The organism is Sphingomonas sp. ABOLG (assembly GCF_003950435.1).
GTDB classification, from domain to species: Bacteria; Pseudomonadota; Alphaproteobacteria; order Sphingomonadales; family Sphingomonadaceae; genus Sphingomonas; species Sphingomonas panaciterrae.
Window position 1 is genome coordinate 282,930 of the sequence record NZ_QQWW01000002.1, and the last position, 16,119, is coordinate 299,048.

At 65.9% G+C, this 16,119-nt stretch carries 10 protein-coding genes; 6 read left to right on the top strand and 4 right to left on the bottom strand.

Going from position 1 to position 16,119, the window contains the following annotated elements; genetic code table 11:
- Window positions 1–42: 42 nt before the first annotated feature.
- The 6 genes from CA236_RS03320 (at window position 43) to CA236_RS03345 (ending at window position 10,825) form a co-directional block, all read left to right on the top strand.
- Window positions 43–2,472, top strand: a complete 2,430-nt coding sequence (locus tag CA236_RS03320) for a glycogen/starch/alpha-glucan phosphorylase (protein ID WP_125944518.1) — start codon at window positions 43–45, stop codon at window positions 2,470–2,472.
- Window positions 2,469–4,622, top strand: a complete 2,154-nt coding sequence (gene glgB / locus CA236_RS03325; RefSeq protein ID WP_125944519.1) for a 1,4-alpha-glucan branching protein GlgB — start codon at window positions 2,469–2,471, stop codon at window positions 4,620–4,622. Before CA236_RS03320 ends, glgB begins: the two co-directional genes overlap by 4 nt.
- A 145-nt stretch (window positions 4,623–4,767) precedes the next feature.
- Window positions 4,768–6,024, top strand: coding sequence for a glucose-1-phosphate adenylyltransferase (glgC, locus tag CA236_RS03330; RefSeq protein ID WP_125944520.1), 1,257 nt, complete (start codon window positions 4,768–4,770; stop codon window positions 6,022–6,024).
- A 10-nt stretch (window positions 6,025–6,034) separates the two neighbouring features.
- On the top strand, window positions 6,035–7,468 hold the full coding sequence (glgA, locus tag CA236_RS03335; RefSeq protein WP_125944521.1) for a glycogen synthase GlgA: 1,434 nt from the start codon (window positions 6,035–6,037) through the stop codon (window positions 7,466–7,468).
- The gene (locus CA236_RS03340; RefSeq protein WP_125944522.1) at window positions 7,465–9,084 is read left to right on the top strand and encodes an alpha-D-glucose phosphate-specific phosphoglucomutase; all 1,620 of its coding nucleotides are present in this window, start codon (window positions 7,465–7,467) and stop codon (window positions 9,082–9,084) included. The genes glgA and CA236_RS03340 overlap by 4 nt, the downstream gene beginning before the upstream one ends.
- A gap of 25 nt (window positions 9,085–9,109) precedes the next feature.
- Window positions 9,110–10,825, top strand: coding sequence for a glycogen debranching enzyme (locus CA236_RS03345; RefSeq protein ID WP_125944523.1), 1,716 nt, complete (start codon window positions 9,110–9,112; stop codon window positions 10,823–10,825).
- A gap of 16 nt (window positions 10,826–10,841) precedes the next feature.
- Here CA236_RS03345 and CA236_RS03350 read toward each other — a convergent pair whose 3' ends face one another.
- The 4 genes from CA236_RS03350 to CA236_RS03365 form a co-directional block, all read right to left on the bottom strand.
- Window positions 10,842–11,966, bottom strand: a complete 1,125-nt coding sequence (locus CA236_RS03350; protein ID WP_125944524.1) for a zinc-binding dehydrogenase — start codon at window positions 11,964–11,966, stop codon at window positions 10,842–10,844.
- Window positions 11,967–12,110: 144 nt separating this feature from the next.
- Window positions 12,111–13,931: an NAD(P)/FAD-dependent oxidoreductase gene (locus tag CA236_RS03355; protein WP_125944525.1), complete on the bottom strand. Its 1,821-nt coding sequence runs from the start codon at window positions 13,929–13,931 to the stop codon at window positions 12,111–12,113.
- Window positions 13,932–14,028: 97 nt separating this feature from the next.
- Window positions 14,029–14,823 (bottom strand): polyphosphate kinase 2, encoded by a 795-nt coding sequence (locus tag CA236_RS03360; RefSeq protein ID WP_231621982.1) that lies wholly within the window; start codon window positions 14,821–14,823, stop codon window positions 14,029–14,031.
- Entirely contained in the window at window positions 14,789–15,973 is a 1,185-nt protein-coding gene (locus CA236_RS03365) for an acetyl-CoA C-acyltransferase (protein ID WP_125944526.1), read from the bottom strand. The genes CA236_RS03360 and CA236_RS03365 overlap by 35 nt, the downstream gene beginning before the upstream one ends.
- Between the last annotated feature and the right edge of the window lie 146 nt (window positions 15,974–16,119).

Genomic DNA, 16,119 nt, shown 5'->3' on the forward strand with positions numbered 1-16,119 from the left:
GGCGCGTGACTCTACGCGCGCCGGCGCTAAGCTTCGTGGTTGATGACCGACGCCGCAGCTTCGCCCGCCGTTGACCGTTCGCCGCTGGCGAACCGGATCGTCGACACGCTGATCCATCGCATCGGCAAGGATGAGCGCGCCGCGCGCAAGCACGACTGGCTGGACGCCACCATCCTGACGCTGCGCGACGAGATCATCGACAAATGGATGGAATCGACCCGCGCGGCGCACGCGAGCGGCGCCAAGCGGGTCTATTACCTTAGCCTTGAGTTCCTGATCGGGCGGCTGCTGCGCGACGCGCTGTCCAACCTTGGCCGCAATGCCGAGGTGAAGGCGGCGCTCGCGTCGCTGGGCGTGGACTTGGACGAGATCGAGGAGATCGAGCCGGACGCTGCGCTGGGCAATGGCGGTCTGGGGCGGCTGGCGGCGTGCTTCATGGAGAGCATGGCGACGCTGGAGCTGTCCGCTTATGGCTATGGCATCCGATATGTGAACGGCATGTTCCGCCAGCGCATCGACGATGGCTGGCAGGTCGAGCTTCCCGAAACCTGGCTGACCCATGGCAATCCCTGGGAGTTCGAGCGGCGCGAGAGCGCCTATTTCATCGGCTTCGGCGGCGAGGTAACCAGCAATGCCGCCGGGCGTGTCGACTGGAACCCGGCGGAAGCGGTGGAGGCGGTCGCCTTCGATACGCCGGTGGTCGGCTGGCGCGGGAAAAGGGTGAACACGCTGCGGCTGTGGAGCGCGCGCGCCTTCGATCCCATCCGGCTGGACGCGTTCAACGCCGGCGATCATGCCGGGGCGCTTGCAGGGCAGGTGCGGGCAGAGGCGCTGGTGCGGGTCCTCTACCCGTCGGACGCCAGTGCCGCCGGCCAGGAATTGCGGCTGCGGCAGGAGTATTTCTTCTCCTCCGCCTCGATCCAGGACGTCGTCCGCCGGCACATGCAATATTTCGGGGACATTCGCCTGCTGCCGGAGAAGGCGGCGATCCAGCTCAACGACACGCACCCGGCGATCTCGGTCGCCGAACTGATGCGCTTGTTGCTCGACCATCACGAACTCGATTTTGACGAGGCGTGGGATATCGCCCGGCGGACGTTCGGCTACACCAACCACACCCTGCTGCCCGAGGCGCTGGAAAGCTGGCCCCTGCCGCTGTTCGAGCGGCTGCTGCCGCGGCACATGCAGATCGTCTATGCGATCAATGCGCAGGTGCTGCGCGAGGCGGCGCGAAGCGGGGCGGCTGACGGCGGGGCGATCGCCGCGATCAGCCTTATCGACGAGAATGGCGAGCGGCGCATCCGGATGGCCAACCTCGCCTTTGTCGGCAGCCACAGCGTCAATGGCGTCGCCGCGCTGCACACCGAGCTGATGAAGCAGACGGTGTTCGCCGACCTGCACCGCCTGTACCCGGACCGGATCAACAACAAGACCAACGGCATCACGCCGCGCCGCTGGCTGATGGAGTGCAACCCGCGCCTGACGTCCCTGATCCGCGATGCGATCGGACCGGCGTTCTGCGACGATGCCGAGCAACTCAAGTTATTAGAATCTTTTGCGAACGACGCCTCGTTTCGGGAGCGTTTTGGTGAAGTGAAGCGTTCCAACAAGGTGGATCTGTCGAATTATCTCAGGGAAGATCAGGGGCTGCGGGTTGACCCCGATGCGCTGTTCGACGTCCAGGTCAAACGGATCCACGAATATAAGCGGCAGTTGCTGAACATCATCGAGACGGTGGCGCTGTACGACCAGATCCGCAGCCATCCGGAGCGCGACTGGGTGCCGCGGGTGAAGTTGTTCGGCGGCAAGGCGGCGTCGAGCTATCACAACGCCAAGCTGATCATCAAACTGGCCAATGACGTCGCCAAGCGGATCAACAGCGATCCCGCCGTGGGCGGGCTGCTGAAGGTCGGCTTCATCCCCAATTACAATGTCAGCCTGGCGGAGCGGATCATTCCCGCCGCCGACCTGTCCGAACAGATCTCCACCGCCGGGATGGAAGCGTCGGGGACGGGGAACATGAAATTCGCGCTCAACGGCGCAATCACGATCGGCACGCTGGACGGCGCCAATATCGAGATCAAGGACCGGGTGGGCGACGACAATATCGTCATCTTCGGCCTGACGGCCGACGAGGTCGCCGAAACGCGACGCGCGGGCTATTCGCCGCGGTCTATCATCGAGAACAGCCGGGAGCTGTCGCAGGCGATCAACGCGATCGCCTCCGGCGTGTTCTCGCCCGACGATCCTGGCCGATACCGCGACCTGATGAGCGGCCTCTACGACCATGACTGGTTCATGGTGACGGCCGATTTCGATGCCTATGCGGCGGCGCAGCGCGCGGTGGATGCCCGCTGGATCGACCGCGGCGGATGGCAGGCGTCGGCGATCCGCAACGTGGCGAATGTCGGCTGGTTTTCGTCCGATCGGACGATCGGCGAATATGCGCGCGACATCTGGAACGTGATGTGAAGCCGCCGCCCAGCGCGATCGCCGCCTTGCTCGCTGGGCGCCACGATGACCCTTTCTCGCTGCTGGGCGTCTATGCCGGCCCGACCGGGACCTTTGCCCGCGCGCTGATCCCAGGGGCCGAGCGGGTCGAGGCGCAGACGCTGTCGGAGACGGCGCTCGGCGCGCTGGTTCGTGTCGATGAGCGCGGGCTGTTCGAGGGCGTGATCGCCGGCGAGCCGCAGCCACTGCGCTATCATGCGCAGGGCGGGGGCGCCGAATGGTGGGTGACCGACCCTTATACCTTTGGCCCCGTGCTGGGTCCCGTCGACGATTTGCTGATCGCGCAGGGGACGCATTTCCGCCTGCACGACAAGATGGGCGCGCATCTGATTGAGCATGAAGGTGCATCGGGCGTGCATTTCGCCGTCTGGGCGCCCAATGCGCAGCGTGTCTCCGTGGTCGGCGACTTCAACGACTGGGACGGCAAGCGCCATGTCATGCGGCGGCGCGCGGACGTCGGCGTGTGGGAGATATTCATCCCCGACATCGCCGAGGGGCGGCATTACAAGTTCGAGATCGTCGGCCCGGATGGGCAGTTGCAGCCGCTGAAGGCCGACCCCTACGCCTTTCGCACGGAATTGCGCCCCGGCACCGCATCGATCACCGCGACCCCGCTGACCCATGAATGGGGCGACGCGGACCATGTCGCGCATTGGGCGCAGGTCGATCCGCGCCGCGTGCCGATCAGCATCTACGAGGTGCATGCCGGGTCGTGGGACCGGGACGAGAATGGCTGGTTCCTGACCTGGGACGCGCTGGCAGACCGGCTGATCCCCTATGTCGTCGACATGGGGTTCACCCACATCGAGTTCATGCCGATTTCCGAACATCCTTATGATCCGTCATGGGGATATCAGACGACGGGCCTGTATGCGCCGTCGGCGCGGTTCGGCGACGTCGAGGGTTTTGCCCGGTTCGTGGATGGCGCCCATCGCGCGGGGCTGGGCGTGTTGCTGGACTGGGTGCCGGCGCATTTTCCGATGGACGCATTCGGCCTGATCCATTTCGACGGCACCGCGCTGTACGAGCATGAGGATCCGCGGCTGGGCTTCCATCCCGACTGGAACACGGCGATCTACAATTTCGGCCGGCGCGAGGTGTCGGCCTTCCTCGTCAACAATGCGCTGTTCTGGGCCGAGCGGTTTCACGTCGACGGGCTGCGCGTCGATGCCGTCGCGTCCATGCTGTACCGCGATTACAGCCGGCAGCCGGGCGAGTGGATCCCCAATGCCGAAGGGGGCCGGGAGAATTGGGAGGCGGCGTCCTTCCTCCAGTCGATGAACCGCGCGGTCTATGGCGCGCATCCGGGCATCTTCACGGTGGCGGAGGAATCGACCGCCTGGCCGGGCGTGACTCACCCCGCGCATGACGGCGGGCTGGGGTTCGGATTCAAGTGGAACATGGGCTTCATGCACGACACGCTGAAGTACATGGCGCGCGAGCCGATCCACCGGCAGCACCATCATCACGACATCACCTTTGGCCTGGTTTACGCGTTCAGCGAGAATTACGTCCTGGCGCTCAGCCATGACGAGGTGGTGCACGGCAAGGGTTCGCTGCTGGCGAAGATGAGCGGCGATGATTGGCAGCAATTTGCCAACCTGCGCGCCATGTATGCGCTGATGTGGGGATATCCGGGCAAGAAGCTGCTGTTCATGGGGCAGGAGTTCGCCCAGCGGCGCGAGTGGAGCGAGGCGCGGGCGCTGGACTGGGACCTGCTGCACTCGACTGCGCATGAGGGCGTGCGCAAGCTGATCCGCGATCTGAACCGGGTCTATCGCGAAAAGCCGGCGCTTCATGCGCGGGACTGCGAGCCGGAAGGGTTCGAGTGGCTGGTTGCCGATGACGCGGCCAATTCGGTATTCGTCTGGCTGCGCAAGGCACCGGGCGCGGCGCCAATTGCGGTGATCTGCAACATGACGCCGGTCGCGCGCGCGCCCTATCGTATTCCATTGCCGCATGATGGCCGCTGGCGCGAGATCCTGAACTCCGATTCCAGTTTCTACTGGGGATCGGGCCTCGGCAACATGGGCGGAGTAGAGGTGCGCGACGGCGCGGCAATGGTCACGCTGCCGCCGCTGGCGACGATCATGCTCGAGTTTGAAGGATAGCGTTTTGCTCTCGGGTGGAGGCAGTGCGGGGGCGTCTATCCCCGGCCTTCGAGAGACCAGGGGAGGGCCTGTTCCCCTGGCATCATGACTGAGGGAGACAGGCCCTCCCGAAACGTACCCCGCCGCGTGGGGCAAGGAAGGCACGATGGACCACAGAAGAGGACAGCCGCTGGCCCGAGACGCGATGGCCTATGTGCTTGCCGGGGGGCGCGGCAGCCGCCTTCACGAAATGACCGATACGCGGGCCAAGCCGGCGGTCTATTTCGGGGGCAAGAGCCGGATCATCGATTTCGCGCTGTCGAACGCGATCAATTCGGGCATCCGCCGGATCGGCGTCGCGACCCAGTACAAGGCGCATTCGCTGATCCGTCACCTGCAGCGGGGCTGGAACTTCCTGCGGCCCGAGCGCAACGAGAGCTTCGACATCCTGCCCGCCTCGCAGCGCATCAGCGAGTTCCAATGGTATGAAGGCACGGCCGATGCCGTGTTCCAGAACATCGACATCATCGAGAGCTACGATCCCGAATATATGGTGATCCTGGCGGGTGATCACATCTACAAGATGGATTACGAGCTGATGCTGCAGCAGCATTGCGACAGCGGCGCGGACGTGACGGTCGCCTGTCTCGAAGTGCCGCGGATGGAGGCGGTCGGCTTTGGCGTGATGCATGTCGACGAGAGCGGCCGGATCCTCGACTTCATTGAGAAGCCCGCCGATCCGCCGGCGATGCCGGGCAAGCCGGACGTCGCGCTGGCGTCGATGGGCATTTATGTCTTTCGGACCGCGCTGCTGATCGACCAGCTACGCCGGGATGCCGCGACGCCGGATTCGAAGCGCGATTTCGGGCGCGACATCGTCCCCTGGCTGGTCAAGAACGGCAAGGCGGTGGCGCATCAGTTCACCGATTCCTGCGTCCGGTCATCCAACGAGGCATCGGCCTATTGGCGCGATGTGGGGACGGTGGACGCGTACTGGGAAGCGAACATCGACCTTACCGATGTGGTGCCCGCGCTCGACCTTTATGACCGGACCTGGCCGATTTCGACCTATTCGGAACTGACGCCGCCGGCCAAGTTCGTGCATGACGTCGATGGCCGGCGCGGTTCGGCGGTCGCGAGCCTCGTGTCGGGAGATTGCATCGTTTCGGGTTCCTCGATCTACCGTTCGCTCCTGTCGACGGGAGTGCGGACGCACAGTTTTGCGATGCTTGATGAGGCGGTGGTGCTGCCGTTCGTGAAGATCGGCCGGGGCGCGCGGCTGCGGAAGGTGGTGATCGATCGCGGCGTGGAAATCCCCGACGGGCTGGTGGTCGGCGATGATCCGGTGCTGGACGCCAAGCGGTTTCGCCGAACCGACAATGGCGTCTGCCTGATCACGAAGCCGATGATCGACCGACTGTGAGCGACGCTGCGTGAAGATATTGTCGGTTGCTTCGGAGGCGTATCCGCTGGTCAAGACCGGGGGGCTCGCCGACGTCGTCGGTGCGCTGCCGGCGGCGCTGAGCGAACATGGCGTGCAGGTCACCACGTTGCTGCCGGGCTATCCCGCCGTGATGAAGGCGGCGGGGGGACGAGCGGTGCACCGCTGGCGCGACCTGATGGGCGGCGGCGAGGCGCGGTTGCTGCGCGGGGAGATTGCGGGCCATCCCCTGCTGGTCCTGGAGGCGCCCGGCCTGTTTGCGCGGGAGGGCGGGCTGTATGCCGCTGCCGCTGGCGGGGACTGGCCGGACAATTGGCAGCGCTTTGCTGCGTTCGGGCAAGCGGCGGCGCAGGTCGCCGCCGGCGGGGTTCGGGGGCTGCGCTTCGATCTCCTCCATGCGCATGACTGGCAGGGCGGGATGGCGCCGGTGTATCTTCGATATGCCCAGGCGGCGGTGAAATCGGTGCTGACCGTCCACAACATCGCGTTTCAGGGGCAGTTCGGGGCGGAGGTGTTCCCGCGCCTGGGGCTGCCGCCCGAGGCGTGGTCGATCGACGGGGTCGAATATTATGGCGGGGTCGGCTTCCTGAAGGGCGGACTGACGGCGGCGACGGCGATCACGACCGTCAGCCCGACTTATGCCCGCGAGATCCTGCGGCCTGAATTCGGCATGGGGCTGGAGGGGCTGATCGCCGGCCGGTCCGCCGAGCTGACCGGGATCGTCAACGGTATCGATCCCGCGGTGTGGAACCCGCGCAGCGATGCGGCGCTGTGCGCGCGTTACGACGAGGCTGATCTCGCGCGGCGCGTGCAGAACAAGCGGGCGATCGAGCAGCAGTTCGGGCTGGACGAGGCGGAGGGGCCGCTGTTCACAGTCGTCACCCGGCTGACGTGGCAGAAGGGCATGGACGTGCTGGCCGGTGCGCTCGACTCGCTGGTCGATATGGGCGGGCGGCTGGCCTTGCTCGGGTCTGGGGACGAGGGGCTGGAGCAGGCGTTCCTTCGCGCCGCGGCACGCCACCCGGGGCGGATCGGCGTTCGGATTGGCTATGACGAAGCTCTGTCGCACCTGCTGCAGGGCGGCGCCGACGCGATCATCATCCCGTCGCGCTTCGAGCCTTGCGGGCTGACGCAATTATATGGCCTCGCCTATGGCTGCGTTCCGATAGTGGCGCGGGTCGGCGGGCTGGCCGATACGGTGATCGATGCCAATCCGGCCGCGCTCGGCGCCGGGGTGGCGACCGGCATCCAGTTCGACGACGTCACGCATGAAGGGCTGACCTACGCCTTGCGCAAGGCGGTCAGCCTCTACGGCCAGCCGGCGCGGTGGCGGCGGATGCAGCAGCGCGGCATGGCCGCGGACTTTTCGTGGAAGACCAGCGGCGCGGCCTATGCGGCGCTTTACCGGAGCCTAGTGAGCGCATGATCGAGACGGTGTCCACCACCCCCTATGGCGACCAGAAGCCGGGCACATCCGGGCTGCGCAAGAAGGTGAAGGTATTCCAGCAGCCGCATTATGCCGAGAATTTCATCCAGTCGGTGTTCGACGTGGTCGAGGGGCGCGAGGGCGCGACGCTGATCATCGGGGGCGACGGCCGCTACCTGAACCGCGAGGTGATCGACAAGGCGATCCGCATGGCGGCGGCGAACGGTTTTGGCCGCGTCATCGTGGGGCGGGGCGGTATCCTGTCGACGCCGGCCGCGTCTCACCTGATCCGCAGCCGTGAGGCGATCGGAGGGCTGATCCTGTCGGCGAGCCACAATCCGGGCGGGCCGAACGAGGATTTCGGGATCAAGTACAATGTCGCCAATGGCGGTCCTGCGCCCGAGAAGGTGACCGACGCGATCCTGGAACGCACCCGGGCGATCGACAGCTACCGCATTGCCGACGCGGAGGCGGTCGACATCGACGCGATCGGAGAGACCGAGATTGCCGGCATGACGGTCGAGGTGGTCGATCCCGTCGCCGCCTATGCCGACCTGATGCAGTCATTGTTCGATTTCACCGCAATCCGCGGTGCTGGCCTGACCATGGCCTTTGACGCAATGAGCGCGGTGACTGGGCCTTATGCGACCGAGATCCTAGAGCGCCGACTGGGGTTCGAACGGGGCACCGTGCGCAACGGCACGCCGCTCGAGGATTTCGGCGGCCATCATCCGGACCCCAATCTGGTTCATGCGCGCACATTATATGATCTGATGATGAGTGCGGATGCGCCCGATTTCGGCGCGGCTTCCGATGGCGATGGTGATCGCAATCTCATCTTTGGCCGCGGCATCTTCATCACGCCGTCGGACAGCCTCGCCATGCTGGCGGCCAATGCGCACCTTGCGCCGGCGTATGCGGATGGGCTGAGGGGGATCGCGCGATCCATGCCGACCAGTGCGGCCGCCGATCGCGTTGCCGCCGCGCTGAACATCCCGCTCTTTGAAACCCCAACGGGGTGGAAGTTCTTCGGCAACCTGCTGGATGCCGGCATGGTGACGATCTGCGGTGAGGAAAGCGCCGGCACCGGGTCCGATCACGTGCGCGAGAAGGATGGGCTGTGGGCGGTTTTGCTGTGGCTGAATATCCTGGCGGGCACCGGCAAGTCGGTGAAGCAGATCGCCGAGGAGCATTGGGCGCGGTTCGGCCGGACTTATTACGCGCGGCATGATTATGAAGGCGTCGACAGCGCGGCAGCCGAGGCACTGGTGGACGGACTGCGTGCCCGCCTCTCGGACCTGCCGGGGCAGGAGATCGCCGGCCTGCGGATCGAAGCGGCGGACGAGTTCGCCTATGAGGACCCGACCGATGGATCGATCAGCCGCCAGCAGGGGCTGCGCGTCCTGTTCGAGGGCGGCAGCCGCGTTGTCTTCCGCCTGTCGGGGACCGGAACCAGCGGCGCCACGCTCCGCGTGTATCTGGAACGCTATGAGCCGGTCGGCGGGCGGCTGGATCAGGATACCGGCGAGATGCTGGCCGATATCGCGCGTGCGGCGGATGAGATTGCCGGCATTACCCGGCACACCGGCCGCGCGCTGCCCGATGTGATTACCTGACCCGGCGGCGCGGGTGAGCCAAGCCATGCCGGAGAAGACGCCGCACTGTTTCCGCGTGCGATCGCCGGCCGCCGGGGCCGTGTGGCTGTGCCTGTTCGACGCGGCGGGTGCGGAAACCCGCTACCCGATGGAGCGGGACGGGGAGACATGGGTGCTCGACCTGCCCGTGCCGGTTGGCACCCGCTACGGCTATCGTGCCGACGGGGCGCCGCCGTTCGATGCGGCCAAGCTGCTGGTCGACCCGCGCGCGACCGAGCTTGACCGACCGTTCGTCCATGATCCCCGGCTTGGCGAGCGGGGCGTCGATACGGCGGCGCTCGTGCCCAAGGCGATCGTCGCGGCGGTGCTGCCGCCGCTGGCGCCCGCGCCGCCGGTCTTCCGTCCCGGGCAGCTGATCTACGAGATCAACGTCCGCGCCTTCACCATGCGTCATCCGGACGTGCCGGCGGGGCAGCGCGGCACGGTGGGGGCGCTGACGCATCCGGCGGTGCTGGCGCATCTGCGCAAGCTGCGCGTCGGGGCAGTCGAGCTGATGCCGATCGTCGCGTGGATTGACGAACGGCATCTGCCGCCGCTCGCGCTGAGCAACGCCTGGGGGTATAATCCGGTCGTGCCGATGGCGCTTGACCCGCGGCTATGCCCCGGCGGGATGGCGGAGCTGCGCCGCACGGTCGCGGTTCTGCGCGCCAATGGGATCGGGACGATCCTGGACCTTGTGTTCAATCACACCGGGGAGAGCGACGTTGAGGGAGCGACCCTGTCGCTGCGCGGGCTGGACGATCGTTGTTACGCGCGTGCGCCCGACGGCACGCTGATCAACGATGCCGGTACCGGCAACACGCTCGATTTTGGATACCCGCCGGTGCGCGACCTGACGCTCGACACGCTGCGCCATTTCGTGGCCGGCGCCGGTATCGACGGATTTCGCTTCGATCTGGCGCCGGTGATGGCCAGGTCGCCGGAATTTGACCCCCACGCGCCGATATTTGCCGCGATCGCCGACGATCCGCTGCTGGCCGATCGGATCATGATCGCCGAGCCCTGGGATGTCGGGCCTGGCGGATATCAGCTGGGCCGGTTTCCCGAGCGGTGGCTGGAGTGGAACGACCGCTTTCGCGACGATGTGCGGCGGTTCTGGCGCGGCGATGGTGGTGCCGGCGCGCTCGCCACGCGGCTTGCGGGATCAACCGATATCTTTGGCCACCATGCCACGCGCAGCGTCAATTTTGTCGCCGCGCATGACGGCTTCACGCTGCGAGACGCCGTGAGTTTCGTCCAGCGGGACAATCACGCCAATGGCGAGGATAATCAGGACGGTCACCGCGATGAGGTGAGCTGGGATGCGGGAAGCGACGAGGGCCGGCGGCGGGATGCGAAGGCGCTGCTCGCCACGCTGTTTGCGGCGCGCGGGACGATCATGCTGACCGCGGGCGACGAATTCGGGCGGACGCAGGGCGGTAACAACAACGCCTATGCGCAGGATAATCACATCGTCTGGCTCGACTGGTCGGCGCGAGACGGCGAGCTGGAGGACTATGTCGCGCAGCTAGCCGAATGGCGTGCCGCGCACCCCGAACTGGCCGATCCCGCAATCCGGCATGATCTGCGCTGGCAGCGACTGGATGGCGGGGCGATGGCGCCGGCGGACTGGGACGATGCGGCAGGGTTCGTGATGACGCTGCCGGAAGGGGCGGGCATCCGGATCGACCGTGATGCCCGCGCCGTTCATTACACCGGCTAAGCGCCGGCGGGCCTGATCAGGCCTGCGGCGTGACGAGATACTTCTCGCCCGTCGCGCGCTTGCCGTAGGCAGCGATGTTCGCCGGGTCGAGCACACCGGCAAGCGGGATACGCTGCGTATATTTGCTGGCGAAGGTGGTCTTCAGCTCGCGTGAGACGCGTTCGCGAAGTGCCTTTGCCTCGGTCGCGCCCACATCCTCGAGGAAATAGGTGAGCAACCAGCCGCCCATGCGCCAGCGCATGCCGAAGCCGCGGTTGAACTCGGTCGGCGCCGACGACAGGCCGCCATAGAGGTACACCTGCTTCATCTGGCGCGAGCCATAAGGGCCGTCGGCGCGCTGGGTGCGGAGCGCAGCCTGCTCCATCGCGGCGAGGATCTGGCCGGCGAGCTTCCCGCCGCCAACGGCGTCGAACGCGAGGAACGCGTTGGTCGCGGCGATGGCGTCGATCAGCTTGGGCATGAAATCGTCGGCCGTCATGTCGACGACATGCTCCGCGCCAAGATCGCGCAGCAGCTTGGCCTGCGTCTCGCTGCGCACGATGTTCACCAGCGGAACGCCATCCGCCTTGCACAATTTGACCAGCATCTGACCTAGGTTCGACGCGGCGGCGGTGTGGACGAGGCCCTGATAGCCTTCGCGCTTCATCGTGCCGACCATGCCGAGCGCGGTGAGCGGGTTGACGTAGGAGGAGGCGGCCTCCTCGGCGGTGGTCCCTTCCGGCACGGTCATGCAGTCGGCAGCGCGCACCTTGCGGTACTCGGCATAGAAGCCGCCGCCGGCGAGCGCGACGGTCTTGCCGATCAATGCCTGCGCGTCGGCCGAGCTGCCGGCCGCGACGACGACGCCGGCGCCCTCGTTACCGACGGGCAGGTCAATGCCCTTGCGGGCCGACAACGCACGCTGCACCGGCGGGGAGAGCGGGGCGACCGCCGCGTCGCCATCGCGGCTGAACGCATCGCCCTCGGTCAGGGCGAGCAACACGCCGAGATCGGACGGGTTGATCGGAGATGCTTCGACGCGGATGACCACTTCATCGTCACCAGGCGTCGGCATCGGGACGCTTTGCAGCGACAGGCGAACCTGGCCCTCGGGCGTGACGGTCGAAACCAGCCGGCGATACGTGTCAGGCAGATCAGTCATCCAACTTCCTCTCGTTTGCCGAACAGCTGTGCGCAACTAAGCTGTGCGTGTCGAGGGTTGTCGGGAAAAGGAAGGGCTGGCCGGGAGAGCGCGGCCGCGCTCCCCGGCTAGTTGTTAGGTAGTGCCGCGCGGCTGGGTTGCCCGTCAGGCCAGCGTCAGGCCCTTCATGCTGCCCTCGTCCCGCCACGCCTTGATCGTGTTGAAGAAGGCGACCGGGCCCTTGCCATAGCTGGAGAAGCTGGCGGCCTTGGGGCTGAGCTGACCCTCGCCGTTGTAATAGCCTGGTGTGCATTCCTCGAGGAACTTGCGTCGGTCGAGCACGGAGGCGAGGATTTCGTTGGTCCACGCCTCCTCTGCCTCCGCGGTCGCCTCGACCCGCGACTTCTGTGCGCGCATCGCCTCGCCGATGATGTGCGCTGCGTGGCCCGCCTGCTCCAGCAGGGCATGCGGGTAATTGGCGGTGAAGCCCGACTGGATCACCGAGAAGATGAACATGTTGGGGAAGCCGTTGACGGTCATGCCGTGAAGCGTGCGGCCGCCGTCGGCCCATTTCTGTTCGAGCGACTGCCCGCCGGTGCCGTGCACGTCATAGCCGGCGCGGCGTGCATAGCTGGTGCCGACTTCAAAGCCGGTGCCGAAGATCAGGCAGTCGAGCTTGTATTCCGTCCCGGCGACGACGACGCCGTTCTTCGTAATCCGCTCCACCCCCTTGCCCTGGGTGTCGATCAACGAGACGTTGGGGCGGTTGAAGGTCGCCAGATAATCGTCGTGGAAGCAAGGGCGCTTGCAGAACTGATTGTACCAGGGCTTCAGCGCCTCGGCCGTCGCCTCGTCCTGAACGACCTCGTCCACGCGCGCGCGGATGGATTCCATCTTCTGGAAATCGGCAAGCTGCACCAGCTCATCCGGGTTTTGCGCGCCCGACCTGGCCGCCTTCATCCGCGCGATGACGCCTAGATTGCGGATGATGTCGGTCCAGCCGTCGTTGACCAGATCCTCCTCCGCCCAGCCGCCCGAGACGAGCGTGTTGAAATTCTCCATGCGCTGCTGGTGCCAGCCGGTCGTCAGTGACTGCGCCCATTGTGGGTCGGTCGGCCGGTCGCCGCGGACGTCGATCGAGGAGGGCGTGCGCTGGAACACGAACAATTGCTTGGCGGTCGCGCCGAGATGCGGGACGCATTGCACCGCGGTGGCGCCAGTGCCGATGATCCCGACGACCTTGTCGCCCAGCTTGTCGAGCCCGCCATTCTGGTCGCCGCCGGTATAATCATAATCCCAGCGACTGGTGTGGAAGGTGTGCCCCTCAAATTTCTCGATGCCCGGGATGCCGGGCAGCTTGGGGCGGTGCAGCGGGCCGTTCGCCATGATGACGAAGCGGGCGCGGATCGCGTCGCCGCGATTGGTGGAAATGATCCAGCGGCGGGCTTCCTCATTCCAACTGAGGTCGGTTACCTCGGTCTGGAACAGGACGTCGCGATACAGGTCGAACCGCTCGGCGATGCGGCGTGAATACGCGCGGATTTCCGGTCCCTGGCTGTATTTGCGCTCAGGGATGAAGCCGGTTTCCTCGAGCAGCGGAAGGTAGACGTAGCTTTCGATGTCGCAGGCCGCGCCGGGGTAGCGGTTCCAGTACCAGGTGCCGCCGAACTCACCGCCCTTTTCGATGATGCGCACATCCTCGATCCCCGCGTCGCGCAGCTTCGCGCCGGCCAGCAGGCCACCGAAGCCGCCGCCGATCACGACCACGTCCTTCTCGTCGGCAAGCGCCGGGCGCGCGATTGGCTGATCGATATAGGGATCCTCGAGGTAGCGGGCGAAGGCGCCGGTCATCTCGACATATTGTTCGTTCGCGTCGGCGCGCAGGCGCTTGTCGCGCTCGGCCAAATATTTCGCCTTCAGCGCCGCCGGATCGAAATCAAACCCGGCATCGGGCGCGGCGTGGATCGCCTGCGACTCGAGTGTCATCTGCCTCTCCTCGTCCCATTTTCTTGGAACGCATTATGACTTAGTGCGAGGCAGAGGTGTAGAGTGCAAGCAAACTAAAGTTGCGACTGTGAGCCGATCAGCGTTCGAGCCGCCCGTCGCCGATCGCGCTGGCTTCAAACGGGAAGAGCGTGTCGGGATCGGGCTTGTTCACATCCTTGGTGATCGAGGGCGGCGCCAGTTCGTGCAGCAGATGCTGGATGATCGCGCGGCGGGCGGGCTTCTTGTGATCGGCGCGCACGCACACCCAGGGGGCGAGCGGGGTGCTGGTACGCGTCAGCATCGTATCGCGGGCGGTGGTGTAGCCGTCCCATTCCTTGACCGCGATTTTGTCGAGATCGGAGATCTTGAGCGCCTTCAGCGGATCGCTGCGGCGTGAATTCAGGCGCTTGGCCTGCTCATCACGCGAGATGTCGAGCCAGAGCTTCACCATCCGGATGCCCGACCCGATCAGCATGGCCTCAAAGGCGGGGACATCCTCCAAGAAGCGCGCCTGCTCCTCCGGCGTGGAGAAATGGTTGACCACCTCGACGCCCGCGCGATTGTACCAGCTGCGATTGAAGATCACGAGCTCGCCGGCGGCGGGCAGATGTTCGACATAGCGCTGGAAATACCATTGCGAGCGTTCCTGCGCCGTCGGCTTTGGCAAGGCGACGACGCGGGTGTGGCGCACCGCCAGATGGCGGGTGATCCGGCGGATCGCCCCATCCTTTCCGGCGGTGTCGCGCCCCTCCAGGATGACGAGCGCGCGCTCGCCGGATTGTGCCGTCCATTGCTGGTAGCGGACCAGCGCCACCTGGAGGTCGTGATCCTCCTGATCGTGGTCCGCTCCCATCGCCTCAGACCAGCTCGACGGCGAGGGCGGTGGCTTCACCGCCACCGATGCACAGGCTGGCCACGCCGCGCTTCTTGCCCTGGTTCTTCAGCGCCGCGACCAAGGTGGTGATGATCCGCGCGCCGGACGCGCCGATCGGGTGGCCGAGCGCGGTGGCACCGCCGTTCACGTTGATCTTGTCATGCGGGATGCCGAGGTCCTTCATCGCGAACATCGCGACGCAGGCGAATGCCTCGTTGATTTCGAACAGATCGACCTCATCGATCGTCCAGCCAGCCTTCTTCAGCAGCTTCTCGATGGCGCCCACGGGAGCGGTGGTGAAGGCTGCAGGCTCCTGCGCGTGGGCGGCATGGGCGACGATGCGCGCGATGGGCGTCTGGCCATTGGCCTTGGCGACGCTTTCGCGGGTGAGGACCACGGCGGCGGCGCCATCGGAGATCGAGGAGCTGGTAGCTGCCGTGATCGTCCCATCCTTGGCAAACGCGGGGCGCAGCGTCGGGATCTTGTCGGGCATGCCGCGGCCGGGCTGCTCGTCGGTGTCCACCACGACGTCGCCCTTCCGGGTAGAGACCGTCACCGGCACGATTTCGTCAGCAAACGCCCCCGACTGGATGGCGGCCTGTGCGCGGCGCAGCGATTCGATCGAATAATCGTCCTGTGCCTGACGGGTGAGCTGATATTCGTTGGCGGTATCCTGCGCGAAGGTGCCCATCGCGCGGCCGGCCTCATAGGCGTCCTCCAGACCATCCAGGAACATATGGTCGTAGGCCGTGTCGTGACCGATCCGGGAGCCCGAGCGGTGCTTCTGAAGGATGTAGGGGGCGTTGGTCATGCTCTCCATGCCGCCGGCGACGATCACGTCCGCCGATCCGGCTGCGATCGCCTCCGCGCCCATGATCACCGTCTGCATGCCCGAACCGCACACCTTGTTGACGGTGGTCGCCTGCACCGATTTGGGCAGGCCCGCCTTGATCGCCGCCTGACGCGCCGGTGCCTGACCGAGACCGGCCGGGAGGACGCAGCCCATGTAGATGCGGTCCACCGCCGCGCCATCGACACCGGCACGTTCCACCGCCGCCTTCACGGCCGTCGCGCCCAGATCGGTGGCGGAGACGTCGGCCAATGCCCCCTGCATGCCGCCCATCGGCGTGCGGGCGTAGGAGAGGATGACGACGGGATCGGTGGTCATGGAAATGAAGCTCCGGGACAAAATCGTATTGGGTTCGATCTAGTGTCAGTTGCAGGCGAATACAAAGGGCAAGCCAGCGCGTTGGGCGGCGATGGAGAGCTGGATCGACGTATTGAAATGGGCCGCCGCAATCAGCGGAATGATTG

Bases quoted from the DNA above. Each gene is read 5' to 3' on its own strand.
- CA236_RS03320 (WP_125944518.1), top strand. From the start codon at position 43: ATGACCGACGCCGCAGCTTCGCCCGCCGTTGACCGTTCGCCGCTGGCG.
- CA236_RS03365 (WP_125944526.1), bottom strand. From the start codon at position 15,973: ATGACCACCGATCCCGTCGTCATCCTCTCCTACGCCCGCACGCCGATG.
- glgC (WP_125944520.1), top strand. From the start codon at position 4,768: ATGGACCACAGAAGAGGACAGCCGCTGGCCCGAGACGCGATGGCCTAT.
- CA236_RS03355 (WP_125944525.1), bottom strand. From the start codon at position 13,931: ATGACACTCGAGTCGCAGGCGATCCACGCCGCGCCCGATGCCGGGTTT.
- CA236_RS03345 (WP_125944523.1), top strand. From the start codon at position 9,110: ATGCCGGAGAAGACGCCGCACTGTTTCCGCGTGCGATCGCCGGCCGCC.
- CA236_RS03340 (WP_125944522.1), top strand. From the start codon at position 7,465: ATGATCGAGACGGTGTCCACCACCCCCTATGGCGACCAGAAGCCGGGC.
- CA236_RS03350 (WP_125944524.1), bottom strand. From the start codon at position 11,966: ATGACTGATCTGCCTGACACGTATCGCCGGCTGGTTTCGACCGTCACG.